Raw genomic sequence first — 21,892 nt, 5'->3', positions numbered from 1 at the left:
TCCGGAACCTATGATTCAGGGACGGGACCTCCCGTGCCGGGTGCGCCAGCGGTGAACCGCCGGGAGGCCGCCACGACGACGGGTCCCGCCGACGGGGAGGGCTGACGCATGAGACGCGGTCGGTTGCGCGTGCTCCTCGGGGCGGCACCGGGTGTCGGGAAGACGTACTCGATGCTCGAGGAGGGCCGGAGGCTGCGCTCCCTCGGCACCGACGTCGTCACGGCGATCGTCGAGACGCACGGCCGCCCCGCCACGCGCGCGATGACGACGGGGCTCGAGACGGTGCCGCGGAGGACGGTGCGACACCGCGGCGTGGAGCTCTCGGAACTCGACGTCGACGCGGTGATCGCCCGCCGACCGGAGATCGCCCTGGTCGACGAGCTCGCCCACGACAACGCCCCCGGATCGCGGAACGCCAAGCGGTGGGAGGACGTCGAGGAGCTCCTCGACGCCGGGATCTCCGTCATCACGACCGTCAACATCCAGCACATCGAGTCGCTCGGGGGTGTCGTCCATCAGGTGACCGGCGTGCGGCAGAGGGAGACGGTCCCGGACGCCGTCGTTCGCGCGGCCGATCAGATCGAGCTCGTCGACCTGGCCCCGGCCGCCCTGCGCGACCGCCTCGCTGACGGCGACGTCTATCCGGCTGAACGGATCGACGCAGCGCTCTCCAACTACTTCCGCCTCGGCAACCTGACCGCGCTCCGTGAACTCGCGCTCCTGTGGCTCGCCGACGAGGTGGACAGCGCGCTCAAGTCGTACCGCGCGGAGCACGGGATCGACGGACGCTGGGACGCGCGGGAGCGCGTCGTCGTGACGCTCACGGGTGGACCGGAGGGGGAGACGCTCCTGCGACGAGGTGCGCGCATCGCCGCGCGGACGGCGGGCGGAGAGCTCCTCGCCGTGCACGTCGTGAGTCAGGACGGGCTCGCCCGGCGCCATCCCGACGCCCTCACATCCCAGCGGGCTCTCGTCGAGTCGCTCGGCGGGAGCTTCCACGAGGTCGTCGGCGACGACGTCCCCCGCGCGCTCGTGGAGTTCGCGCGGTCGGTGGACGCCACCCAGCTCGTCATCGGGGCGAGCCGTCGCAGCCGCCTCGCGGCCGCGTTCACCGGGCCGGGTATCGGTGCCACGGTGATCCGCGAGTCCGGCGACATCGACGTCCACATCGTCACGCACGCGGCCGCGGGCGGCCGGTTCGCGATCCCGCGACGCGGCGGCGGACTCACGCGCCGGCGTCGTCTCGCGGGCTTCGCCCTCGCCCTCCTGGGCGGCCCGCTCATGACCGCCCTGCTCGTCACGTTCCGCAGCGACGAGTCGATCACGAGCGATGTGCTGTCGTATCAGCTCCTCGTGGTCGTCGTCGCGCTCGTCGGGGGGATCCGGCCGGCGATCTTCGCCGCCGTGCTCTCGGGCATCACGCTCGACTTCTTCTTCGTCGCTCCGCTCTACACGGTGTCGATCGCCGAGCCGTTGCACGCGTTGGCCCTCGGTCTCTACATCGTGAACGCCGTGCTCGTGAGCTATGTCGTGGACCAGGCGGCCAGGCGGTCGCGGGCAGCGCGTCGCTCGGCGGCCGAATCGCAACTCCTCGCGACCACGGCCGGGAGCGTCCTGCGCGGCGAGGACGCGCTGCAGGCTCTCGTGGGTCGCACGCGTGAGGCGTTCGGACTCGCGGGCGTCCGTCTCGTCGCCGATCCCGGCGTCGGAGCCGACGGAGCGGGGGCGGACGGGGACGAGGGGCTCGTACTCGCGATCGACGGCGAGCCGGGGCCCGGCGGGCCGTCCGATGCGATCCGGGTGGGGGAGCACGCCACGCTCGAGCTCCACGGACGTCTCCTCGACGCCTCGGAACGCCGTCTCCTCGGGGTGATCGCCGCGCAGCTCGACGCCGCGATCGAGCACCGCGACCTCAGCGCGACGGCGAGCGAGCTCGGACCTCTCGCCGAGGCGGACCGCACACGCAGCGCCCTCCTCTCCGCGGTGAGCCACGACCTGCGCCGCCCGCTCGCCTCCGCCATCACAGCGGTCGGCGGGCTCCGCTCGAACGACGTCGAGCTCACGGCGGACGAACGCAACGAGCTCGTGGCCACGGCGGATGAGAGTCTCGCGGCCCTCTCGTCGCTTGTGACCGACCTCCTCGACGTATCCCGGCTGCAGGCGGGTGCGCTCGCGGTCGTGCTCGCCGACGTGGACGTGGACGAGGTCGTCGTGCCCTCCCTCGACGAGCTCGGGCTCGGACCGGCCGAGGTGGAACTGGATCTCGCTCCAGATCTCCCTGCCGTGTCCGCCGACCCCGCTCTCCTGCAGCGCGTCGTCGTCAACATCCTCGCGAACGCCGTCCGGTTCTCGCCCGACCGCCGCCGCGTCCGCGTCGCGACGAGCGCGTTCGCGGACACCGTCCAGATCCGTGTGATCGACCACGGCCCCGGTGTGGCGGAGGAACGACGCGACGAGATCTTCCTCCCGTTCCAGCGGCTCGGCGACACCGACAACCTCACGGGTCTCGGCCTCGGGCTCGCGCTGGCACGTGGTCTCACCGAGGGCATGGGCGGGACTCTCGAGGCCGACGACACTCCAGGAGGCGGACTCACGATGGTGGTCTCCCTCCGGGCCGTGTCCGGGAGGATGGACCCGTGAAGCTCCTCATCGCCGACGACGACCCGCAGATCCTCCGCGCCCTCCGAGTCACCCTCGGCGCTCGGGGCTACGAGGTCGTCACCGCTCCGGACGGCGCGGCCGCCGTCAACGCGACGATCGAGGAGCACCCCGATCTGCTGCTGCTCGATCTCGGCATGCCGGGGCTCTCGGGGATCGAGGTCATCCAGGCGATCCGCGGGTGGTCGGCTGTGCCGATCCTCGTCGTCTCGGGCCGCAGCGGTGCAGCGGACAAGGTCGACGCGCTCGACGCAGGGGCGGACGACTACGTGACCAAGCCGTTCGTGATCGACGAACTGCTCGCCCGCATCCGGGCCCTCACGCGCCGCACCGCGCCACCGGCGACCGAGCCCGTCGTCGTGTTCGGGGACGTCACCGTCGACCTCTCCGTCCACACGGTCTCGCGACAGGAGTCGGGACTCTCGAAGCACGTCCGGTTGACACCGACAGAGTGGCGGATCCTCGAGCTCCTCGTGCGGAACCCCGGACGCCTCGTGACGCGCGATGAGCTGCTGACGAACATCTGGGGGCCGAACCACACCGGCGACAGCGGCTACCTGCGCCTGTACGTCGGGCAGCTGCGGAAGAAGCTCGAGGCCGAGCCCTCCTCGCCTCGGTACTTGCTCACCGAGCCGGGGCTCGGGTACCGTCTGGTGCCCGACGGCTGGCCCGCTGCCTGACGGGCCCGTCCCGCAGCGCCGGCCTTCCTCGGTCGACCGATGGCCTCCGTTTCCACAGGTGCGGGGTCGATGACACGGGCTCCTGCCCTGCTCGGGATACGGTGGCGCGGACAGCGGTTGGAGGTCTCTGGTGTCTGACGTGTTCGGGCGCCACCCGGGCGATGAGCGGCTCGATGCCGAGGTATCGGCCGCTCTCGCTACGCGTGTGCATCGTCGCTCGCGCCTGGCGGTGTGGATGGGGCGGCTCGCGCTCGCGGCGTCACTCCTGATCATGGTGGTGACGATCGTCGTCGTGACCCATGAGGGTGGAGGCGGTCCACTCGGCTCGACGCTTGCGATCGTCGCCCTCGTCGTGACGGCGGCCGCCTGTGCGCTCCTCGCGGCCACCGCCCGTCGGACGCGTCGGCTGCTCGAGGCATCGGCCCCGGAGGGTGGCGTGGTGCTCGGGATGTCGGCGGCCGGGATCAACCTCACCCATCTCCCCCTCCTCGAATGGGAAGCGGTGAAGGCGATCGCCGTCGCGGAGCGGCGGAGGGGACTGGCCCGCGAGGTCACGATCGGGCTCGCGGTATCGGACGTCGACGCCGCCAGGGCGCGGATCATCGATGCGCGCCTCATTCATCTCGTGAGGCCCTTCCCCCGCCGTTCCCCCGTGGTGTCCCGGAGACGGCGCGGACACTCGGATGGGAAGCGCGAGCCGGGCTACCTCTCGGTCGACATCGGCGATCTCCTCGCGCCGAAGATGATCGACGAGGTGGTGCGCCGGTTGGAGGATGAAGCGAATCGGCGCGGCCTTCCCTTTCATCGGGTCGAGGACAGGCGGCGCTTCGCCGACATCCTGCGGCCCGGCGGATCCGGGTCCGGCGGGTTGTGACCGGACCCGTCGGGCTCCTACGATCGGTCAACGATCGTGAACTCGCGAGCCGCCGACCGACGGATCGCACCCGACGAACGGGGGCCGCATGTCCGTGACGCAGCAACTCTTCCGCAGGAAGCCGATCACCGCGCCGAGCGAGAGTCCGGACGGGTTGTCCCGGAAGATCAGCGCCTTCCAGCTGACGATGTTCGGTGTCGGCGCGACCGTCGGCACGGGTGTGTTCTTCGTGATGCACGAGGCGGTGCCCGACGCCGGCCCCGCCGTCATCATCGCGTTCCTCCTCGCCGGTCTCGCAGCCGGGCTGTCCGCGCTCTGCTACGCCGAGATGGCATCGGCCGTACCGGTGTCGGGGTCCACGTACTCGTACGCCTACGCGACGCTCGGGGAGGTCGTGGCGATGGGGGTGGCCGCGTGTCTGCTCCTCGAGTACGGGGTCTCGACGGCCGCCGTCGCCGTCGGCTGGAGCGACTACGTCGACCTCCTCCTCTCGAACCTCCTGGGTTTCGGGATCCCCGACGCGCTCGAGGGCGGGCCCTTCGAGGGAGGCATCATCAACCTCCCGGCCGTCGTGCTCGTCGCGATGTGCGCCGTCCTGCTCATCCGCGGCACGAGCGAGTCGGCGGCGGCCAACGCCGTCATGGTGATCATCAAGCTGGCGGTCCTGCTGGGATTCAGTGCGATCGCCTTCACGGCCTTCAACGCCGACAACTTCGCGGACTTCGCCCCGAACGGCGTCACGGGGATCACGGCGGCCGCCGGCACCATCTTCTTCACGTTCATCGGACTCGATGCCGTCTCGACGGCCGGCGACGAGGTGAAGGACCCTCAGAAGACCCTCCCGCGCGCGCTCATCGCGGCCCTCATCACCGTCATCGTGATCTATCTCCTCGTCGCCGTCTCCGCCCTCGGCACGCAGCCGTGGCAGGACTTCTCGAGCGAGGACCAGGCCGAGGCCGGCCTCGCGAAGATCCTCGAGAACGTCGTGGGTGCGGCTTGGCCCGGGACGATCCTCGCGATCGGAGCGGTCATCTCGATCTTCTCCGTCACGCTCGTCACGATGTACGGGCAGACCCGCATCCTCTTCGCGATCGGTCGGGACGGGCTGCTCCCGTCGATGTTCGCGCGCGTCCACCCCACCCTGCGCACGCCCGTGAACACGACGGTCGTCGTCGCGATCGCCGTGGGTCTGCTCGCGGGCTTCGTCCCGCTCGACAGCCTGTGGGACCTCGTCTCCATCGGGACGCTCGTGGCGTTCATCGTCGTGTCGCTCGGCGTCATCGTCCTGCGCCGCACGCGTCCCGACCTGCCGCGGGGCTTCAAGGTCCCCGGCTACCCGGTCGTGCCGATCCTCTCGATCATCGCGTGCGTGTACATCCTGTCCGGACTGCACTGGACGACGTACGCGTGGTTCCTCGGCTGGCTCTCCGTGGTGCTCGCGTTCTACTTCCTGTGGGGTCGTCGCCACAGCAAGCTCAACGGCACGGGCGGGACCGGCGCCGGGGGATCGGCGGGCCGCGATGCGGCGGTACCGGGAGACGGGGTGGCGCCGTGACGGTGCTCGTCGGCTTCGCGGACGGCCGCGGAGCGCAGGACGCCCTCGAGCTCGGCGGGGCGCTCGCCGACGGGCTCGGAATCGGCCTCGCCGTCGTGAGTGTCGCGAGGCGCTCGTGGGGCACGCCGTCGATCTCACGGGTCGACGCCGAGTTCATCGAGTGGTCCCGCCGGGTCGCCGACGAGGACCTGGCCTCGGCGCGCGCGCGTCTCGCCGAGCGATCTCCTCACCGGCAGACGTCCTTCCGACGCGTCGAGGGCCGGTCCGTGCCCGCGGCGCTCATCGCCGCCGCGAGGGAGGAGCACGCGACCGTCATCGTGCTCGGGTCCGCCGCCGACGGCCGCCTCGGACAGGTGGTGCTGGGATCCACGGCCGACCGTCTCGTGCACTCGTCGCCCGTGCCGATCGCCGTCGCGCCGCGCGGGTATCGGGCACCGGTCGACGGTATCGAACGGCTGACGTTCGCCTGGTCGGGAGACGAGGCCGAGATCACATCGATCCTGAGGCTTCGTGAGCTCGTCGCATCCACGGATGCACGCGTCCGGGTGGTCACGTTCGGCCTGCGCCGCCCGGCGATGTTCCCCCCGGAGGTCGGGCTCGATGCCGAGGACGACGTGTTCTCGGAGTGGCGGGATCAGGCCGAGCGCTCGTTGAACGGCCTCCGCGACCGTGGGGTCGTCGACTCCGCCGCCGAGACGCTCGTGGCCGTCGGAGCCGATTGGCGCGCGGCCGTCGACGACGTCGATTGGGAGCCAGGAGACGTGCTCGTCGTCGGATCGAAGCCGGCCGGCGCGGTCGCCCGCGTCTTCATGGGCTCGTCGGCCACGAAGATCGTCCGGCACTCGCCGGTCCCTGTCGTCCTCCTGCCGGCCTAGTCCTGGCGCTCACTCGGGGGAGAGGACGACGTCTGTGAGGCGCGCACCGTAGAGGTCGCGGGCGAGCGCGCGCAGCTCGCGGCGGAGGGCGCTCTGGGTGCCCTGCGCGAGTCGGCGCACCGGGTGGAGCTCCGCTCGCGCCGCACCGTCCGCCACCGACAGCGTCCATCGGCCGGCCACTGCGCCGTCGACGAGGAACGTCGACGGGATGAGTCCGTTGGGGGAGCCGATGACGCCGAGGTGAGCCGTCGGCAGGATGCGCGACCGATCCCGGTGCGAGAGGAGCGCGGCATCGAACTCCGCGAGCAGTCGCGCCGTCGGGGGTGGGGGAGCGCTCGTGCGATCGGCGTCGCCCGCGTCGACCAGCACCCGACCCTCGACGTCCACGGCGACCGCATCGTCGCCGAGCGTCTCGAACACCTCGCGCGCCCCGCGGAGCGCCGTCCATGCGGCGAAATCCGCCGGCGTCGCCGGTCCGTACGCCCGCAGGTAGCGCAGGGCCAGCTGGCGTAGTTCCACCCGGGTGTCGACGTCGTGCACGGGCACATGCTGATCGAGGCGGGCATAGGCGACCGGGCCCGTTGTCCCCCACTGGCCGCGCGGGGGACGCTGGAGGAGCGGCACGTGGCAGCGCACGAGGTTCACGAGGTCGGGCCCCGCGTACTCGTCGAAACGATCGGCGAGGAGCCGACCCAGCTCGCGCGACGTGAGTGTCGTCCCGTCGAGAATCCCGCGCGCCCGGTCGGTCACGGCGTCTACATCGACTCCGGGGAGTCGTCGAGCGATCGCGGCGTCGTACTCGCGGAGGAGCACAGGGGCGGTCAGTGATCGCAGGGACCAGGCGTCGGCCGCGTGCACGAGGTGGATGGTCGAGCGCATGCACACGACACGGACGAGCTCCCCGGTGCGCACGAGGCCAGACGCCGTCTCGGGATCGAAGGAGGCGAGCCGGGTCCAGAGAGCCGTGTACGGCGGGAGGGGCGCCTGAGCCTGAAGTCCGACGTGATGCCGGACCTCTGCCGCGACGCGATCCGGAGCCTGTCCTGGCGCAGCGGGCTCGGAGTCGCGTCGACGTTCCCCGAGGTGCTGGCGTGCGCGGTAGAGCCCCGCCACCTCGGCCGCCGTCAGACGCTCCATGCCGCGACCCTAGCGCGCGGAACGACCCGATCCCGTCCGCTTTCCCGACTCGCTCTTGACACGGACGATCAAGCCTGGTTGGTTAGTTACATGAGTAATGAACCAACGAGGCGGAGGTGACGATGGACGAATCACGCCCCATCTTCATCCAGATCGCTGAACAGGTGGAGAACGACATCATCGAGGGTCGGCTCCCCGAGGAAAGCCAGATCCCCTCCACCAACGAGTTCGCCGCGTTCCACCGCATCAACCCGGCCACGGCCGGAAAAGGCGTGAACCGCCTCGTCGAGGACGGGGTCATCTACAAGAAGCGAGGGATCGGGATGTTCGTCAGCACCGGAGCACGAGACATGCTCGTCGAGCGTCGCCGCACCCGTTTCGCGGACGAGTACGTCCGCCCACTCCTGACGGAGGCAGCCAAACTCGGCATCTCCGCCACCCAGCTCTCCGACATGATCCGCACGGAAGGAAACCACTCATGACCGATACGGCGCCCCCCGTGGTCCGCGCAAGCGGTCTCACCAAGACCTATGGCTCATTCACCGCGCTCGACGGCATCGATCTCTCCCTCGAGGAGAACCGCATCTACGGGCTGCTCGGCCGGAACGGTGCAGGCAAGACCACCATCATGCAGCTCCTGACGGGTCAGATCTTCCCCGACGGCGGCCGGCTCGAGGTGTTCGGTCGTGCGCCGGCCGAGCACGTCGACGTGCTGAGCCGCGTCTGCTTCATCGGCGAATCGCAGAAGTACCCCGATTCGTTCAAGCCGAAGCACGTTCTCGAGAGCGCGCCCCTCTTCTTCCCGAAGTGGAGCCATGAACTCGCAGACGAGCTCGTCGCCGAGTTCCGGCTCCCCCTGAATCGACCGATCAAGAAGCTCTCCCGCGGTCAGCTCTCCGCCGTCGGCGTGATCGTCGGACTGGCCTCGCGGGCGCCACTGACATTCTTCGACGAGCCCTACCTCGGCCTCGATGCGGTGGCGCGGGCGACCTTCTACGATCGTCTGCTCGCCGACTACGCCGAGCACCCGCGCACGATCGTGCTGTCGACGCACCTCATCGACGAGGTCAGCAACCTGCTCGAACACATCGTTCTCATCGATCGGGGTCGCGTGCTCATCGACGCCGACGCCGAAGAGGTCCGCGGCTCGGCCACGACCGTCGCCGGGAAGCGGGAGGCGGTCGAGTCCTTCGTCGCCGGGCGCGAGATCATCGGGCGGGACGGAATCGGCGGGCTCGCGTCCGTCACGTTCACGGGGGCGCTCGACACCCTCCAGCGCCGTGAGGCGCGCGAGCTCGGTCTCGAGCTCGCACCCGTCTCCCTGCAGCAACTCATCGTGCACCTCACGGGCACCGATCTCTCCGCAGAGAAGGAGGTCGTCGCATGACCACCGCAACCGTCCCGCTCACCCCGACCGCGCCATCCCGCTCCGATCGGATCTGGCGCATCGTACGGCTTCATCTCGCCGCACCGTCGGTGTTCATCGGCATCCCCTGGCTCATCGTGGGGATCGCGTTCGCCGTGAGTGTCGCGATCGCGGCGCTCATCACGTTGAGCGGCGAGGACACGGACGGCATGCGTTACAGCTGGGCCGTGCTCTCGCCGCAGTGGTACCTCGTGGTCGTGGGCGTCCAGGCCGTGGGTATGACGTTCCCGTTCGCCCTCGGTTTCGGCGTGACGCGGCGCGACTTCTGGATCGGGACGTCCGTGCTCTTCGCGGTGCTGTCGCTCGTCAACGCGGCAGCCTTCACCATCCTGGTGCAGCTCGAGAAGCTCACGGACCACTGGTGGACGGGCACCTATATGTTCGACTCGCTCTGGTACGGGATCGGACCCTGGTACCAGGACTTCTTCTCCACCTTCGCGTTGCAGATGTTCGTGTTCTTCGTCGGCGCCGCGGCGACGACGCTCTACATGCGCTGGCGGGTGGTCGGTGTCCTGGCGGCGGCCGTCGCGCTCGCCGCGGTGCTGCTCGGCGTCGGCCTCGTCATCGGCCTCGCGGGCGGCTGGGACGACGTGTGGGCGTGGGTGGCCACGTTCACCGTCACCGGCGTCTTCAGCGGTGTTCTGGTCGCGGCTCTCCTGTGCGCCGTCGGCGGCTACCTCGTCATCCGCCGCGCCACCCCCCGCTCCTGACCCCCCGCCCCCGCAAAAAACCCCGAAGACCCCAAAAAGATCGCGATACACCACGGAACCCCATGGTGTATCGCGATCTTTTTGGTGTGAGGGAGGGAGGGGATGGGTCAGCGGGCGAGGGCGAAGCCGCTCGTCCAGGACGTCTTCTCGCCGGCCGCGAGGGTGAGCTGCAGGAACCCGAGGGCCTCGAGCTCGACCGCGCGCTTGAGGGAGCCGGCGTCGATCGCCCGCACGCCACCGGCCTCGACGGCCGCGACGAGGGCGACTTTCGCATCGGCGTCGTCGCCGGCGACGAGCACTGTCGTGGCGAGGGAGTCGACGGACTTCGTGGCGAGCGTCGCGGCGAAGTTCGTGTTGAACGCCTTCAGGACGGACGAGGACGGGAGCGTGGCGGCGATCTCCGCGGCGGCCGACGACCCGGCGGGCACGACGAGCGAATCGAAGGTGGCGAAGTCGACGGGGTTCGAGATGTCGACGACGGTCTTCCCTGCGAGCTGCTCGCCGTACGTGGAGACGATGTCGTCGATCGCGCCGAAGGGGGTGGCGAGTACGACGACGTCGCCCGTGAGCGCGGTGCCGTGAGCGTCGACGCGGGCTCCGTCGATCGGGGCGACCGACGCGGGGTCGCTGTGGGCGATGACCTGGACGTCCGCCCCGCCGGAGGAGACGACCCCCGCGATCGCGCGTGCCATGTTCCCGGTTCCGATGATGCTGAACGACGTCATGTCGATTCCTTTCCTAGATGGTTGAAGCTACAAGTAAGTTAGCACCGGTATAGTTGAAGCGTCAATCATCGTTCGGGATGCGCTCGAACAGGTGCCGCGAAGGAGTCCACGATGACGCAGCCGAACTGGCTCACGCCCGAGCAGCTCGACAGCTGGCTCTCCTTCGTCGCCGTGGTCGAGCTGCTCCCCGGCGCCCTCGACGCTCAGCTCCAGGCAGACGCGGGGATCTCCCACTACGAGTACTTCCTCCTCGCCCAGCTCTCCGAAGCCCCCGACCGCACCCTCCGGATGACCGAACTCGCGGGAGCGACGAACGCGACCCTTCCCCGCCTGTCCCACGTTGTGAAGCGCCTCGAGCAGCGTGGCTACGTCGAACGGGTACCGTGCCCCTCCGACAAGCGAGCGACCAACGCGCGGCTCACCGCCGAGGGGTGGGAGAAGGTCGTCGCGACAGCCCCCGGGCACGTGGGCGAGGTGCGCCGTCGAGTGATCGATGCGCTCTCACCCGAGCAGCTGCGCGCACTCGGCGAGGCGAGCGCCGCGATCCTCGCGACGCTCGATCCGCCTGCGGGCTTCCCGACGAGGCGTGCCGAGTCGGCAGCGGGCGGCTCGACGGACTGATCCGGGACCCCGCGAAGCGATGGTCAGCGGCGCAAGTACCGCGCCCGAGCTCCGAGGTAGACGCCGAAGGCGATGAGCCCGACGGCGATCACCAGGAGGAGGGCCGGCCCGTACGGCCGGTCCCGCACTGCGCTCAACGCGCCGTCGAGGCCCCCTGCTCTCTGCGGGTCTGCGACGATCGCGGCGGAGAGGAGGAGTCCGCCCACGAGCAGGAACGAGATGCCCTTGGCGACGTGGCCGACGACGCCCACAACGGTCACAGCCGCGCCGAGCGCCCCCGAGGGCGTGGAGAGGTCCTCCCGGAACGTGCGGTTCACGCCCCGGAGTCCGAAGCCGACACCCAAGGCGCCGATGAGGAGTGCGGTGATCACGAGGATCGCACCGCCGACGGGGGAGTCGAGGGCCCATTCGCTGAAGCGCTGAGCCGTGGAATCGCCGTCGGACCGACCGCCCAGGGCGATGAAGGCCGCGAGCAGCCCGATGCCGGCGAAGCCGAGCGACTTGCCGAGCGCCTTGGTGCGACGGTAGGCGATCTTCGCAGGGTCGCGCGTTCCGACCCACGCGGCGTCCGTCAGCTGGAAGATCGCGAGCCCCCACAATCCGATCGCCGCGACCCACAGCACCAGGAATCCGCCGGGCGTCGTCGCGATCGCGTTGAGCACGCCGGACTGGCCGGCGTCCCCGCCCGCTCCGAACGCCACGCCCACGGCGATCCCACCGATGAGAACGTGCACGAGGCCGTTCGCGACGAGCCCCACGCGGGCCGCCGCCCAGACGGCCGGGCTGTCGTTGATCTTCTTGGCGCGCCTCTTGAGACGACGACGACGCGGCCCGCTCGCCTGGAAGGGCGCGAGGGCCGCGTCGATGACGGCGGCTCTGGTGGTGCCGCGGCGACTGCTCAGGGTGCTCTACCGATGGAAGGCGATGCTCAGGGGAGCGGGTCGGCTTCCGTGGAGCGGCGCGTGACGCGCTCGCCGGCAACCGGGTCGACGCCGCTGCGCTCCGTCGTGACCGTGCGACGACGGCGAGCGAGCAGGGCGATGCCGATGATCGTGATGACGACGCCCGCGCCCATCAGGATGTAACCGACGAGGTCGAGGTTCACCCAGTCGACGGTGATGTTGAGCGCGAACGTCAGGATCGCGCCGACGACGAACAGGAAGATTCCGAAACCGATACTCATGATGGTGTCCTCTCGGGGGGTCCCGTTGGATGGTCTGTCCGCGCGGGTCGCGCGTCGACCGACCCCTACCGTAGGGGACGGCGTCCGCCCTGTCGGGGGGTTGCGAGGGGCCGAGGCTCCGTACTCGTGCGGCGCGACGGCTCCGCTCAGCCCCGGATGGACTGGTACGCGTCGAGCGCCCGGCGGCGCGACTCCTTGAGGTCCACGATCGGCTCGGGCGCGTCGGGCGCATCGGCGTCGGGCGCCCACCTGTTCACGTATCCGCCGTTGCCGTCGAACTTCGAGCGCTGCAGCTCCGGGTTGAACACGCGGAAGTACGGAGCGGCGTCGGCTCCGCTGCCCGCCACCCACTGCCAGTTGAAGGGGTTGCTCGCCGCGTCGGCGTCCACCAGCGTGTCCCAGAACCACTTCTCGCCGATGCGCCAGTCGATCAGCAGGTTCTTCGTGAGGAACGAGGCGACCACCATGCGCACGCGATTGTGCATCGTGCCCGTCCGCCACAGCTCGTTCATGCCGGCGTCGACGAGGGCGACTCCCGTGCGGCCGCGCTTCCAGGCCTCGAGGGCGTCCTCGTCGAGCGGCGGCCACGGGAACGCGTCGAAGTCCGCACGCCAGTTGTTCTCGTGGAGATCGGGGCGCACATAGAGGGAGTGCCACGCGAAGTCGCGCCACCCGAGCTCTGAGCGGAAGGAGCGTGCAGCCTCCGTCCGGTGCGTCGCCGGGCTCACCGCGTGCCAGACCTGGCGGGGGGAGAGCTCGCCCCAGCGCAGCCGTGGCGAGAGGCGCGAGGTCTCGTCCACATCGAGGTGGTTCCGGCCGTGGAGGTAGTCCCGCAGCTCGGTGTCGGCGAATTCCGCGAGCCTCTCGTGCGCCGCGTCCTCGCCCGGTGTCCAGCGTTCGGCGATCTCGCCGGCCCAATCGGGTGAGGTCGGGAGGAGGTCCCAGTCCGAGAGGTCGTCGCCGTCCACGGCCTCGGCGCGCGCCGCAGCGCGTTCCGGCACGGAGAGCGGCTCGGGGATCGGGTGGTGGGAGATCCGGTCGAGAGTCGCTCGCCAGAAGGGTGTGTACACGGAGTACGGAGTGCCCGCCCCCGTCTGGATGTCCCACGGTTCGTTGAGCAGGAAGCCGGGAAAGCTCGTCGCCTCGATGTCGGCCTCGCGCAGCGCGGACTTGATGCGTTCGTCGATGTGGCGTTCCGCGCCGTAGCGGCGGTTCCAGAAGACAGCGTCGACGCTGAGTTCTTCGACGAGGCCCGTGACGACGGCCTCCGCCGGTCCGCGCCGGAGTACGAGCGGCACCTGGAGGTCCGCGAGGTCCGCAGTGAGCGATTCGAGACTCTTGTGCAGCCACCACTTCGCCGCCCCGCCGAGGGCGCGCCCTTCGTCGGACTCCTCGTCGAGCACGTAGAGGGCGACGACGGGGCCGCCGTGCGCAATGGCGGCTGTGAGTGCGGGATTGTCTGCGACGCGGAGGTCGTCGCGGTACCAGACGAGGGAAGGCGTGGCCATCCCGTCAGCCTATGACGGGGTGTCGAGACCCCGGTTGATCCGGTCCGTGAGGGCCGTGAGGGTTGACAGATCCTCGTCGTCGAGTCCGGTGGACATGACGCGCGAGATCACTTTGACGTGCAGGAGGGCCACCTGGCGGTACAGCGCATACCCCTCGTCGGTGAGTCGGACGATCGTTCCGCGACCGTCGCGCGCATCAGGACATTTCTCGACGAGCCCGCGCTTCATGAGCTTGTCGACGAGGCGGGAGACGCTCGGCTGACTGATGAGCACGAGGTCGTTGATGTCGCGCAGCCGCGCACTGCGATCGTCCTGGCGGGACAGGTTGAACAGCACGTCGTACTCGTTGAGGGAGAGGAGGTCGGTGGGGAACTCGGCCTCGAGCGTGCGCATGACGCCCACCTGGGCGCGGAAGAGCGATTCCCACGCGGTGACCGCCGTCGACGTCGAAGCCATTCGTCCTCATCCTTCCCTCGACATAAGCCTAGGGTTTGCGAGGATCGCTCGTGTGCGCGGCTCGCGTGAGGCCGGGATCGCGCGAGTCCCGGGTCGGCGGCTGGTCAGCGGCTGGTCAGGCGCCGGTAGAGCGCGACGAGTCCCCACGCGCCCACGACGATCCCGACGAGTGCGGTGAGGGGTCCGAGCACAACGGGAGTGACGCCCTGGCCGACGATCGTCGACGCGCCGGACAGCCCGAGCACGGCGAGCAGGAGACCCCCGGCGATGAGAAGCAGGCCGATTCCGAAGGCGATCGCCCCACCGGCGTCCCGCAGGATCGTGATGCCGCTCTCGTCGTCTCGTGGTTCCGCCATGCCTTCAGGCTACGCGGAGAGGCGAGGACCACGCAGAAGGGGCCGGTCGGAGAGGCTTCCGACCGGCCCGTTACCCCTTGCACCAAGAGTGTCCTGCAATCACATTCGCGGGAGCCGCCACAGCAAAACAACTTCCGCTCCATGAATATATAACGGAACGGTAACGGCGGCTAGTGCTCCATGGAAAAACTTCAGACCGTTCTCAGAAAGCACCGGTGCATGCGTGCCGCGCCACGACCGCAAGGTCCCCTCGTGGCAGTCCGAGTAGGGGATCATGGGGACGATCGGAAGGACGCCACCATGAGAAACCCGTTCGGGCATTCGCACGACAAGGCCCGCATCGACGTCACCACGGTGAAGGCCGACGGCTACGGCCCCATGCCGATCGTGCGCATCAACGCGTTCAGGATGGGGCTCCTCGGCGGACTGGGTGTGCTGCTCGCCCTCGTGATCGGCAGCATCGTCACCCAGCTGTCGACGGTGCTCGTCTACGTCGGGCTCGCGCTGTTCCTCGCGCTCGGCCTCGACCCGCTCGTGTCGCTCATCGAGAAGAAGCTGCCGCGACCGGCCGCCATCGCGATCGTCGTCCTCGGGGCGCTCCTCGCCGTGGCGGGGATCCTCTTCGCGATCATCCCGATCCTCGTCCAGCAGACCGCGAACCTCATCAACGAGATCCCCGGATACGTCGACGACATCCTCGCGAGCGACTGGTACGGGAACCTCGAGAACATGTTCGGCGATGGCTTCCAGGATGCCGTCAACAGTGCCCTGTCGTTCATCCAGGACCCGAGCAACCTCCTCTCGATCGGCGGCGGGATCGTCGCCGTCGGCGCGGGGGTCGCCTCGGGGATCACGGCGGTCACGATCGTCACGATCCTCACGCTGTACTTCCTCGGCTCGCTGCGCAGCATGAAGCGCGCGCTGTACCGCTTCGTCCCCGCCTACCGTCGCGAGGCGTTCGCGGACGTCACCGACCAGGTGACGGGGGCCGTCGGCCGCTACGTCATGGGCCAGGTGAGCCTTGCCCTCGTCAACGGAATCCTGAGCTTCATCTTCCTCTCGATCATCCAGGGTCCGCTCCCGGCCCTCCTCGCGCTGCTCGCCTTCATCGGATCGCTCATCCCGCTCGTCGGAACGCTGTCGGCGTCCATCGTCATCACGGCCCTGTGCTTCTTCAACTCGCCGACGACGGCGCTCGTCGCTGGCATCTACTACCTGATCTACATGCAGATCGAGGCGTACGTGCTGAGCCCGCGGATCATGAACAGGGCCGTTTCGGTACCGGGCGCCGTCGTGGTGATCGCGGCCGTGGCCGGTGGAGCCCTCGGCGGCGTGCTCGGCGCGCTCGTGGCCATCCCGATCGCGGCCTCGGCCATCATCATCATCCAGAAGGTCGTCTTCCCCAGTCAGGACGCGAAGACATCACCTCCACCGGTCGCCGCTTCGTAGAATCGCCGGAGTGCCCGTTTCCACGTGAGGACTGTGAATGATCGAGGATGACCTCATCCCGTCGGTGACCCCGTACCAGGCCATCGGTATTCCGATCGCCCTCCTCGCGGCGGTGCTGCTCGCCCTCGGCACGCACTATCAGTCGAAGGGTGTGGGGAAGGCCTCGACCGTCGGGGAGGGGTTCGGCATCCGGCAGCTCCCGTTGCTGCTCAGGCGTCCGTCGTGGCTCATCGGCACTCTCCTGCTCGGATCCGCCGTCGTGCTGCAGCTCACGGCCCTCGGCTTCGCGCCGCTCATCGTCGTGCAGCCTCTCGGCGCGATCGCCCTCGTCATCACGGCGCTCCTCGGCGCCATGGAGGCGAAGCGCGGTCTCGACCGCGTCGAGATCCGATCGATCGCGCTGTGCGTAGGCGGCATCGCGATCTTCGTCACGGCCGCCGCGATCTTCGCCCACGAGGAACCGATCCGCGAGCCGCAGCTGCTCATCATCCTGGGGCTCCTCGTCGTGGTCTACGCCGTGGCCGTCTTCCTCTACGCCAAGCGTCACTCCACGCTGCGCGCCCCGTTCTACATCGTCGCGGCCGGTGTGCTCTACGGCTTCGTCGTGACCCTTGCGAAGGTCGTCATCAACCGCGTGATCACCGGCAACTTCGAGTGGCTCTCGATCGTCTGCATCATCGCGCTCGGAGCGACTCTCGGGCTCGGCGTGTTCTTCGTGCAGAAGGCGTACCTCTCCGGCAAGGCGTCACTCGTCGTCGCAGGACTCACGGTGATCGACCCGATCGTCGCCGTGGGCCTCGGCATCGTCGTGCTGGGTGAGGCGGCCGCCGCCCCCTTCTACGCGATCATCATCTTCCTGCTTGCGGGGGCGATGGCGGGCTACGGCGTGTGGACCCTCGCCCGCCACGGCGATGCGGAGCATCGCGACGTCGTGTGAGCTGCTCGGTGTTCGTCGGAGCTCCTCGTCCGGAACCGGACGATCCCCATCCGATGGGCCCCGAATGTGCCCCATGTAGGGGACGTGGACGCGACGTTCCTCGGAAGTTCACGGAAATCGTGGCTGATTCGTGAGATGTTCGCGTGACGTCGTGCCCTCCCGCCGCTTACCATAAATGGATGGTCTCCGCCGCTTCGTCGGCGTGTGTTAGGGGAATCAACGTGGTGGAAAAGCTCGAATGGGCGCCGGCTGAGCCGGCACGCAAGAAGAGGCATCTCGGGCTGTGGCTCGGGATCCCGGGTGGCGTGCTCGCCGTCGCAGCGACGGTCGCGTCGCTCGTGCTCGTCGCGCCGGGGGTGAGCGCCGCGGGGGCAGACATGGGCTTCCGCACGAGCGCGCTTGCAGCGCACTCCGTCTCCGAGTCCCTCGCGTCCCTCGAGGTCACCCTCGTGGACGACGGCGGTGACGTCACGCTCACGGGCGCCGATCTCGGCCTGACCGTCGACGCAGAGGCCGTCGCGCAAATGGCGCACGATCAGCACCCGCTGTGGAACGTGACCAGTTGGAACGCCGGTTCGCTCCCACTGGATGTGCAGATCGACGAGGCCACCGCCACTGCTGCGCTCGAGAGCGCCGTCCCCGACCTCTACGTGGAGCCGACCGACGCCGGCGTCTCCTTCGACGACGGGTCGAAGACCTACACGGTCGTCGATGCGGTCACCGGGACGGGCGTGGACGTGGAGGCGCTCGCCACGAGCATCTCCGCCGCGCTGACGGATGGCGGCGACGCCGTCACGGTCACACCGGTCACGAGTTCCATCGACGCGGCGATCACCACGGCGACGGCCCAGGCCGAGGTCGACTCCCTCAACACGATGATCGCCGAAGCGGGCTTCTACATCGACGGTGAGAAGACCGTGGGCCTCGACCCGGCCACTGTGGCGTCGTGGCTCACGGTCGCCCCGGAGGGTGACGCGTTCACCGTGACGGTCGACCGCGCGGCCCTCGACGAGGTGGTCCGTCCCCTGCGTGAGACGGTCAACCGTGACGCGGTCGACGAGCGCATCGTCACCGACTCCGCCGGCAAGCACCTGCGTACGATCCAGGAGGGCCAGGACGGCTGGCAGCTCGCGACGCTCGACGGTGTCGCCGACGGCTTCGCCGAGAGCCTCGCGTCCGGCAACGGCGCCTACGAGCTGGACGTGGAGGTGCAGACCTCGAAGACGATCGAGCTCTACCGCCGAATCGACGTCGACAAGAGCGACGGTGTGACGCGTCTCTACGAGAACGAGAAGCTCGTGGCGACCTACGCGATGGCGATCGGCAAGCCGGCGACGCCGACGGACAACGGCAACTTCCGGGTGTACGCGCAGCTCACCAAGCAGGACATGGGATGCGTCACCGGCTACAGCTACTGCACGAAGAACGTCCCGTGGGTCACCTACTTCAACGGCGACCAGGGCCTCCACGGCACGTACTGGCACAGCAACTTCGGTGCAGGGGCGATGATGAGCCACGGTTGCGTCAACCTCCCCATCAGCGCCGCTGAGGCCGTCTACCGCTTCGCCCAGGTCGGCACCGAGGTCTCCGTCCACAACTGACGCGGGGCGCGAGCGTCCACGACTGACGCGGGGCGCGAGCGTTCAGGACTGACGCGGGTCGCGAGGGTTCAGGAGTGACGCGGGGTCGCGAGGGCCCACGATGGGGGCTGACGCGATACTCGAGGCCGAACAACGCAGAACGCGGCAGGACCCGAGGGGTCCTGCCGCGTTGCGTTGTTCCGGCTCTAGAAGAGGTCGGGTGACGGGGTCGACGCGTGACGGATCGACACGTCTGCGTGACGGTCGAAGCGGTAGCCGACGCCGCGCACCGTGCGAACGATGTCCTCGTAGCGGCCGAGCTTCGATCGCAGGCGACGCACGTGCACGTCGATCGTGCGCTCGTTGGGGATGCCGTCCTCGTCGGTCGCGCTCCACAGGGAGTCGATGAGCTCGCTGCGACCCACGGTACGTCCCTCGCGCAGCACGAGGAACTGCAGGAGCTCGAACTCCTTGTAGGTGAGCTGAGCCACCTCGTTGTCGAGAACGACGCGCTTGCGCGAGATGTCGATGACGACGCCGGCGTGCGCACGGTCGAGCTCCGTCGTCTCCTCGTCGTCCACGTTGCGGTGGCGGGCGAGGGCGGCGGGCTCCTGAAGGGCGAGACGCACCACGTCCACGTCACGACCCCCGACGCCTTCCGGTGCGAGGGCGACGGCCGCGTAGGTCTCCGACGCGGGGACGAGGTCGGCTGCGAGGGCCTTGAGAGCCTGCACGAGCGCACCGAGATCGGTGCCCGCGGCGGCGGCCTTGGCCTCGTCGACGCCGACGTAGAGGACGAAACCGCGCGCCTCGGCTCCGGCGGGGACGGCGCTCAGGCGGCGGGACGGCTGGCGTTCGAGCTGCTGCTCGAAGGAGGGGTGCGCGTCGATGTGGGCGAGAGTCATGAGAGAAGTCCTTGATGATGAGGTGTTCGACCTGTCGAACCGAGCGTCGTCACCTGCTGGTGAGGCTCGGGAGCCGCAGAGCGGCTCGAGGGTGTCGGACCTGCCCCGAGAGGGCGAGTGGCTCGACGGCGGACCCGGAAGCGGATCCACGGAGGCCCGGCGTGTGGCCGGACGGCGAGTGGCGCGGGATCAGCGGCACATTCGACAACAGGTGGCGACGCGGCCGGCCATCATCATGCCGGCAGTCCGATGAGGCTCGAAGGAGCTCAGGACATACGCGTTGTCAGTCATGTGGATGATTAAACACAGCGGCGTGGATGTGTGTCAATTCATTGCACAAGGTGACGAAAGATTGCGTCAGAGCGCAGGTTCTGCGATCAGGATGGCGCGATGCGAGGATTCTGCGATAGGCCGGAAGCGGCCGCGCTCAGCGTGAAGGTCCTTCGCTTGCGGATCCGGAGTCGAGGAGAACTCTCGGAGGGTCAGACGAGGCCGTACAGGCGGTCGCCTGCGTCGCCCAGTCCGGGCACGATGTAGCCGTTCTCGTTGAGACGCTCGTCGAGCGAACCGAGCACGATGGTGACGTCGCGCCCTTCCGTCGCCTTCTCGAGCGCCGCGACGCCCTCAGGGGCGGCGAGGAGACAGATGGCGGTGACGTCGACCGCTCCACGATCGAAGAGGAACTCGATAGCGGCTCCGAGGGAACCACCCGTGGCGAGCATGGGATCGAGGACGAAGCACTGACGGTCAGAGAGGTCGTCGGGGAGGCGCTCGGCGTACGTCGTCGGCTCGAGGGTCTCCTCGTTGCGCACCATGCCGAGGAAACCCACCTCGGCCGTGGGCAGGAGCTTCACCATGCCGTCGAGCATGCCGAGGCCGGCGCGGAGGATGGGCACGACGAGCGGGCGGGGCCGGCTGATCTCGAGGCCCTCCGTCTCGGTCACGGGCGTCTCGATCGTGACCGTCTCGGTCCGGACGTTCCGCGTGGCCTCGTAGGCGAGCAGCGTGACGAGCTCTTCGGTGAGCGCCCGGAAGACGGGAGCTGGCGTCCTCTTGTCCCGCAGCACGGTGAGCTTGTGGGTGATGAGGGGGTGGTCGGCAACATGCACTCGCATAGGCTCTAACCTACCGGTTCACCTCGTCGCGGAAGGATGCACATCGTGACGGTCGACGAGCAGGTGCGCGCGGCGATGAGTGTGGCCCTCTCGGAGGCCTCCTCCGCGCTCGTGACAGGCGATGTGCCCGTCGGAGCCGTCGTGATCGACGCCGACGGACGCACGATCGGGCTCGGCCGGAATCGCAAGGAGGCGGAACACGATCCCACCGCCCACGCGGAGCTGCTCGCGATCCGGGAGGCCGCGGCCGCCACGGGCGACTGGCGGTTGGAGGGCGCCACCCTCGTCGTCACGCTCGAGCCGTGCGTCATGTGCGCCGGCGCCATCGTCGCGGCTCGCGTCGAGAGGCTCGTGTTCGGGGCGTGGGACGACAAGGCCGGAGCTGCCGGGTCGGCCTTCGATCTCGTGAGGGACCGCCGACTCAACCACCGCGTCGAGGTGTTCGGGGGAGTCGAGGAGGAGAAGTGCTCGCGGCTGCTCACCCGGTTCTTCCGCGGTGAGCGGCCGCTCGAGCCCTGAGCCCCTCGAGCCCTGAGCCCCTCGAGCCCTGAGCCACCGAGCCCGGAGCCAGCGAGCCCGGGGCCCTCGAGCCCCGGGCCCTCGCGTCAGGACGAGGAACCGTCCGTCGACCCGTCGTCTCCCGGGAGCTCGCCGCTTCCGTCCTGGCTCGGGGGCTGCGGCAACTGCCCACCACCCGGCATCATCTGCTCCGAGAACTGGCCGGGCCCCGGTCGGAGCGACGTCCCGACGGCGACCCCTCCTCCGAAGGCGCCGCCGAGGAGCACGAGGGCTCCCACGACGATGCCCGTGATCGCGAGTGCCTTCCTACGCTTCCGGGGCGAGGGTGGGGCCGGTGTCGGCCAGGGCGGGGTGCTCTGCTCGGAGTATCCCTGGCCCGGGTACGCCTGGCCGGGGTACGGCTGGCCGGGGTACGCCTGGCCTGTCTGCGCCTGAGCCGTGTGCGCCTGTGGGTCGTTCGCCTGGGCGCTCTGGCCCTGGGCGCTCTGGCTCTGGGCGTCGGGGGCCGCTACCGGCTCACCGTGAGTCGGCGAGCCATGGACCTCGGTGTCCTGCGCCGGGCGATCCGACTGTGCGCGGGTGTCGTCATCGCCGCCGATGCGGCTGGTGTTCGTCGTCATGTT

At 69.4% G+C, this 21,892-nt stretch carries 23 protein-coding genes; 13 read left to right on the top strand and 10 right to left on the bottom strand.

The window, feature by feature from the left end; all coding sequences use genetic code 11:
• The first annotated feature begins 108 nt into the window (after nt 1–108).
• The 5 genes from CLV49_RS03520 (at nt 109) to CLV49_RS03500 (ending at nt 6,642) form a co-directional block, all read left to right on the top strand.
• A complete protein-coding gene (locus tag CLV49_RS03520) occupies nt 109–2,640 on the top strand; it encodes a sensor histidine kinase (protein ID WP_106562293.1) in 2,532 nt (843 codons plus the stop codon).
• Complete coding sequence (locus CLV49_RS03515; protein WP_106562292.1) at nt 2,637–3,338, top strand: response regulator; 702 nt, start codon at nt 2,637–2,639, stop codon at nt 3,336–3,338. The genes CLV49_RS03520 and CLV49_RS03515 overlap by 4 nt, the downstream gene beginning before the upstream one ends.
• A 130-nt stretch (nt 3,339–3,468) precedes the next feature.
• Nucleotides 3,469–4,212: a hypothetical protein gene (locus CLV49_RS03510; RefSeq protein ID WP_127054529.1), complete on the top strand. Its 744-nt coding sequence runs from the start codon at nt 3,469–3,471 to the stop codon at nt 4,210–4,212.
• An 88-nt stretch (nt 4,213–4,300) separates the two neighbouring features.
• The gene (locus CLV49_RS03505; RefSeq protein ID WP_106562290.1) at nt 4,301–5,767 is read left to right on the top strand and encodes an amino acid permease; all 1,467 of its coding nucleotides are present in this window, start codon (nt 4,301–4,303) and stop codon (nt 5,765–5,767) included.
• A complete protein-coding gene (locus CLV49_RS03500; RefSeq protein ID WP_158261895.1) occupies nt 5,764–6,642 on the top strand; it encodes a universal stress protein in 879 nt (292 codons plus the stop codon). The genes CLV49_RS03505 and CLV49_RS03500 overlap by 4 nt, the downstream gene beginning before the upstream one ends.
• A 9-nt stretch (nt 6,643–6,651) precedes the next feature.
• On the opposite strand, the gene CLV49_RS03495 is transcribed toward CLV49_RS03500, so the two are convergent.
• Nucleotides 6,652–7,779: a winged helix DNA-binding domain-containing protein gene (locus CLV49_RS03495; protein ID WP_106562288.1), complete on the bottom strand. Its 1,128-nt coding sequence runs from the start codon at nt 7,777–7,779 to the stop codon at nt 6,652–6,654.
• A 122-nt stretch (nt 7,780–7,901) separates the two neighbouring features.
• Between CLV49_RS03495 and CLV49_RS03490 the strand changes: the two genes are divergently transcribed.
• Genes CLV49_RS03490 through CLV49_RS03480 form a run of 3 tightly spaced genes read left to right on the top strand, consistent with a single transcriptional unit; the run spans nt 7,902 to nt 9,915 of the window.
• Nucleotides 7,902–8,261, top strand: coding sequence for a GntR family transcriptional regulator (locus CLV49_RS03490; RefSeq protein WP_106562287.1), 360 nt, complete (start codon nt 7,902–7,904; stop codon nt 8,259–8,261).
• The gene (locus tag CLV49_RS03485) at nt 8,258–9,166 is read left to right on the top strand and encodes an ABC transporter ATP-binding protein (RefSeq protein ID WP_106562286.1); all 909 of its coding nucleotides are present in this window, start codon (nt 8,258–8,260) and stop codon (nt 9,164–9,166) included. The genes CLV49_RS03490 and CLV49_RS03485 overlap by 4 nt, the downstream gene beginning before the upstream one ends.
• Complete coding sequence (locus tag CLV49_RS03480) at nt 9,163–9,915, top strand: hypothetical protein (RefSeq protein ID WP_106562285.1); 753 nt, start codon at nt 9,163–9,165, stop codon at nt 9,913–9,915. The genes CLV49_RS03485 and CLV49_RS03480 overlap by 4 nt, the downstream gene beginning before the upstream one ends.
• Nucleotides 9,916–10,022: 107 nt before the next feature.
• Here CLV49_RS03480 and CLV49_RS03475 read toward each other — a convergent pair whose 3' ends face one another.
• Nucleotides 10,023–10,640, bottom strand: a complete 618-nt coding sequence (locus tag CLV49_RS03475) for an NADPH-dependent F420 reductase (protein ID WP_106562284.1) — start codon at nt 10,638–10,640, stop codon at nt 10,023–10,025.
• A 111-nt stretch (nt 10,641–10,751) separates the two neighbouring features.
• Here CLV49_RS03475 and CLV49_RS03470 point away from each other — a divergent pair, with 111 nt between their 5' ends.
• The gene (locus CLV49_RS03470; protein WP_106562283.1) at nt 10,752–11,261 is read left to right on the top strand and encodes a MarR family winged helix-turn-helix transcriptional regulator; all 510 of its coding nucleotides are present in this window, start codon (nt 10,752–10,754) and stop codon (nt 11,259–11,261) included.
• Between the two features lie 23 nt (nt 11,262–11,284).
• Here the strand turns inward: CLV49_RS03470 and CLV49_RS03465 are convergent, their stop codons facing one another.
• From CLV49_RS03465 to CLV49_RS03445, 5 genes are all read right to left on the bottom strand, one after another.
• The gene (locus CLV49_RS03465; RefSeq protein WP_106562282.1) at nt 11,285–12,019 is read right to left on the bottom strand and encodes a DUF1206 domain-containing protein; all 735 of its coding nucleotides are present in this window, start codon (nt 12,017–12,019) and stop codon (nt 11,285–11,287) included.
• A 170-nt stretch (nt 12,020–12,189) separates the two neighbouring features.
• Nucleotides 12,190–12,444, bottom strand: coding sequence for a DUF6458 family protein (locus CLV49_RS03460; RefSeq protein WP_106562281.1), 255 nt, complete (start codon nt 12,442–12,444; stop codon nt 12,190–12,192).
• Between the two features lie 146 nt (nt 12,445–12,590).
• Nucleotides 12,591–13,952 carry a cryptochrome/photolyase family protein gene (locus CLV49_RS03455; RefSeq protein WP_106562280.1) on the bottom strand — a complete coding sequence of 454 codons (1,362 nt, stop codon included), beginning with the start codon at nt 13,950–13,952 and terminating at the stop codon, nt 12,591–12,593.
• A 9-nt stretch (nt 13,953–13,961) separates the two neighbouring features.
• The gene (locus CLV49_RS03450) at nt 13,962–14,408 is read right to left on the bottom strand and encodes a MarR family winged helix-turn-helix transcriptional regulator (protein WP_106562279.1); all 447 of its coding nucleotides are present in this window, start codon (nt 14,406–14,408) and stop codon (nt 13,962–13,964) included.
• 104 nt (nt 14,409–14,512) lie between these two features.
• Nucleotides 14,513–14,764, bottom strand: a complete 252-nt coding sequence (locus CLV49_RS03445) for a hypothetical protein (protein ID WP_106562278.1) — start codon at nt 14,762–14,764, stop codon at nt 14,513–14,515.
• Between the two features lie 300 nt (nt 14,765–15,064).
• Here CLV49_RS03445 and CLV49_RS03440 point away from each other — a divergent pair, with 300 nt between their 5' ends.
• The 3 genes from CLV49_RS03440 to CLV49_RS03430 all read left to right on the top strand — a co-directional run bounded on the left by CLV49_RS03440 (nt 15,065) and on the right by CLV49_RS03430 (nt 18,751).
• A complete protein-coding gene (locus CLV49_RS03440) occupies nt 15,065–16,213 on the top strand; it encodes an AI-2E family transporter (protein WP_341810879.1) in 1,149 nt (382 codons plus the stop codon).
• Nucleotides 16,214–16,250: 37 nt separating this feature from the next.
• Nucleotides 16,251–17,150, top strand: a complete 900-nt coding sequence (locus CLV49_RS03435) for a DMT family transporter (RefSeq protein WP_106562277.1) — start codon at nt 16,251–16,253, stop codon at nt 17,148–17,150.
• A gap of 221 nt (nt 17,151–17,371) precedes the next feature.
• Nucleotides 17,372–18,751, top strand: coding sequence for a L,D-transpeptidase family protein (locus CLV49_RS03430; RefSeq protein ID WP_158261894.1), 1,380 nt, complete (start codon nt 17,372–17,374; stop codon nt 18,749–18,751).
• A 185-nt stretch (nt 18,752–18,936) separates the two neighbouring features.
• Here CLV49_RS03430 and CLV49_RS03425 read toward each other — a convergent pair whose 3' ends face one another.
• Nucleotides 18,937–19,635, bottom strand: a complete 699-nt coding sequence (locus tag CLV49_RS03425; RefSeq protein ID WP_106562275.1) for a winged helix-turn-helix domain-containing protein — start codon at nt 19,633–19,635, stop codon at nt 18,937–18,939.
• 482 nt (nt 19,636–20,117) lie between these two features.
• A complete protein-coding gene (gene upp / locus CLV49_RS03420; RefSeq protein WP_106562274.1) occupies nt 20,118–20,750 on the bottom strand; it encodes a uracil phosphoribosyltransferase in 633 nt (210 codons plus the stop codon).
• A gap of 45 nt (nt 20,751–20,795) precedes the next feature.
• Between upp and tadA the strand changes: the two genes are divergently transcribed.
• Nucleotides 20,796–21,269 carry a tRNA adenosine(34) deaminase TadA gene (gene tadA, locus CLV49_RS03415; protein ID WP_341810880.1) on the top strand — a complete coding sequence of 158 codons (474 nt, stop codon included), beginning with the start codon at nt 20,796–20,798 and terminating at the stop codon, nt 21,267–21,269.
• 86 nt (nt 21,270–21,355) lie between these two features.
• On the opposite strand, the gene CLV49_RS03410 is transcribed toward tadA, so the two are convergent.
• Nucleotides 21,356–21,889 (bottom strand): hypothetical protein, encoded by a 534-nt coding sequence (locus CLV49_RS03410; RefSeq protein WP_106562273.1) that lies wholly within the window; start codon nt 21,887–21,889, stop codon nt 21,356–21,358.
• Nucleotides 21,890–21,892: the final 3 nt, after the last annotated feature.

Source organism: Labedella gwakjiensis (assembly GCF_003014675.1).
GTDB classification, from domain to species: domain Bacteria; phylum Actinomycetota; class Actinomycetes; order Actinomycetales; family Microbacteriaceae; genus Labedella; species Labedella gwakjiensis.
This window is presented reverse-complemented; position numbering and strand designations above follow the sequence as displayed.

Coding starts and splice junctions, on each gene's coding strand:
- CLV49_RS03520 (WP_106562293.1), top strand. CDS start 109: ATGAGACGCGGTCGGTTGCGCGTGCTCCTCGGGGCGGCACCGGGTGTC.
- CLV49_RS03470 (WP_106562283.1), top strand. CDS start 10,752: ATGACGCAGCCGAACTGGCTCACGCCCGAGCAGCTCGACAGCTGGCTC.
- CLV49_RS03475 (WP_106562284.1), bottom strand. CDS start 10,640: ATGACGTCGTTCAGCATCATCGGAACCGGGAACATGGCACGCGCGATC.
- CLV49_RS03505 (WP_106562290.1), top strand. CDS start 4,301: ATGTCCGTGACGCAGCAACTCTTCCGCAGGAAGCCGATCACCGCGCCG.
- CLV49_RS03495 (WP_106562288.1), bottom strand. CDS start 7,779: ATGGAGCGTCTGACGGCGGCCGAGGTGGCGGGGCTCTACCGCGCACGC.
- CLV49_RS03410 (WP_106562273.1), bottom strand. CDS start 21,889: ATGACGACGAACACCAGCCGCATCGGCGGCGATGACGACACCCGCGCA.
- CLV49_RS03460 (WP_106562281.1), bottom strand. CDS start 12,444: ATGAGTATCGGTTTCGGAATCTTCCTGTTCGTCGTCGGCGCGATCCTG.
- CLV49_RS03485 (WP_106562286.1), top strand. CDS start 8,258: ATGACCGATACGGCGCCCCCCGTGGTCCGCGCAAGCGGTCTCACCAAG.
- CLV49_RS03455 (WP_106562280.1), bottom strand. CDS start 13,952: ATGGCCACGCCTTCCCTCGTCTGGTACCGCGACGACCTCCGCGTCGCA.
- CLV49_RS03435 (WP_106562277.1), top strand. CDS start 16,251: ATGATCGAGGATGACCTCATCCCGTCGGTGACCCCGTACCAGGCCATC.
- CLV49_RS03450 (WP_106562279.1), bottom strand. CDS start 14,408: ATGGCTTCGACGTCGACGGCGGTCACCGCGTGGGAATCGCTCTTCCGC.
- upp (WP_106562274.1), bottom strand. CDS start 20,750: ATGCGAGTGCATGTTGCCGACCACCCCCTCATCACCCACAAGCTCACC.
- CLV49_RS03480 (WP_106562285.1), top strand. CDS start 9,163: ATGACCACCGCAACCGTCCCGCTCACCCCGACCGCGCCATCCCGCTCC.
- CLV49_RS03440 (WP_341810879.1), top strand. CDS start 15,065: ATGAGAAACCCGTTCGGGCATTCGCACGACAAGGCCCGCATCGACGTC.
- CLV49_RS03425 (WP_106562275.1), bottom strand. CDS start 19,635: ATGACTCTCGCCCACATCGACGCGCACCCCTCCTTCGAGCAGCAGCTC.
- CLV49_RS03490 (WP_106562287.1), top strand. CDS start 7,902: ATGGACGAATCACGCCCCATCTTCATCCAGATCGCTGAACAGGTGGAG.
- CLV49_RS03445 (WP_106562278.1), bottom strand. CDS start 14,764: ATGGCGGAACCACGAGACGACGAGAGCGGCATCACGATCCTGCGGGAC.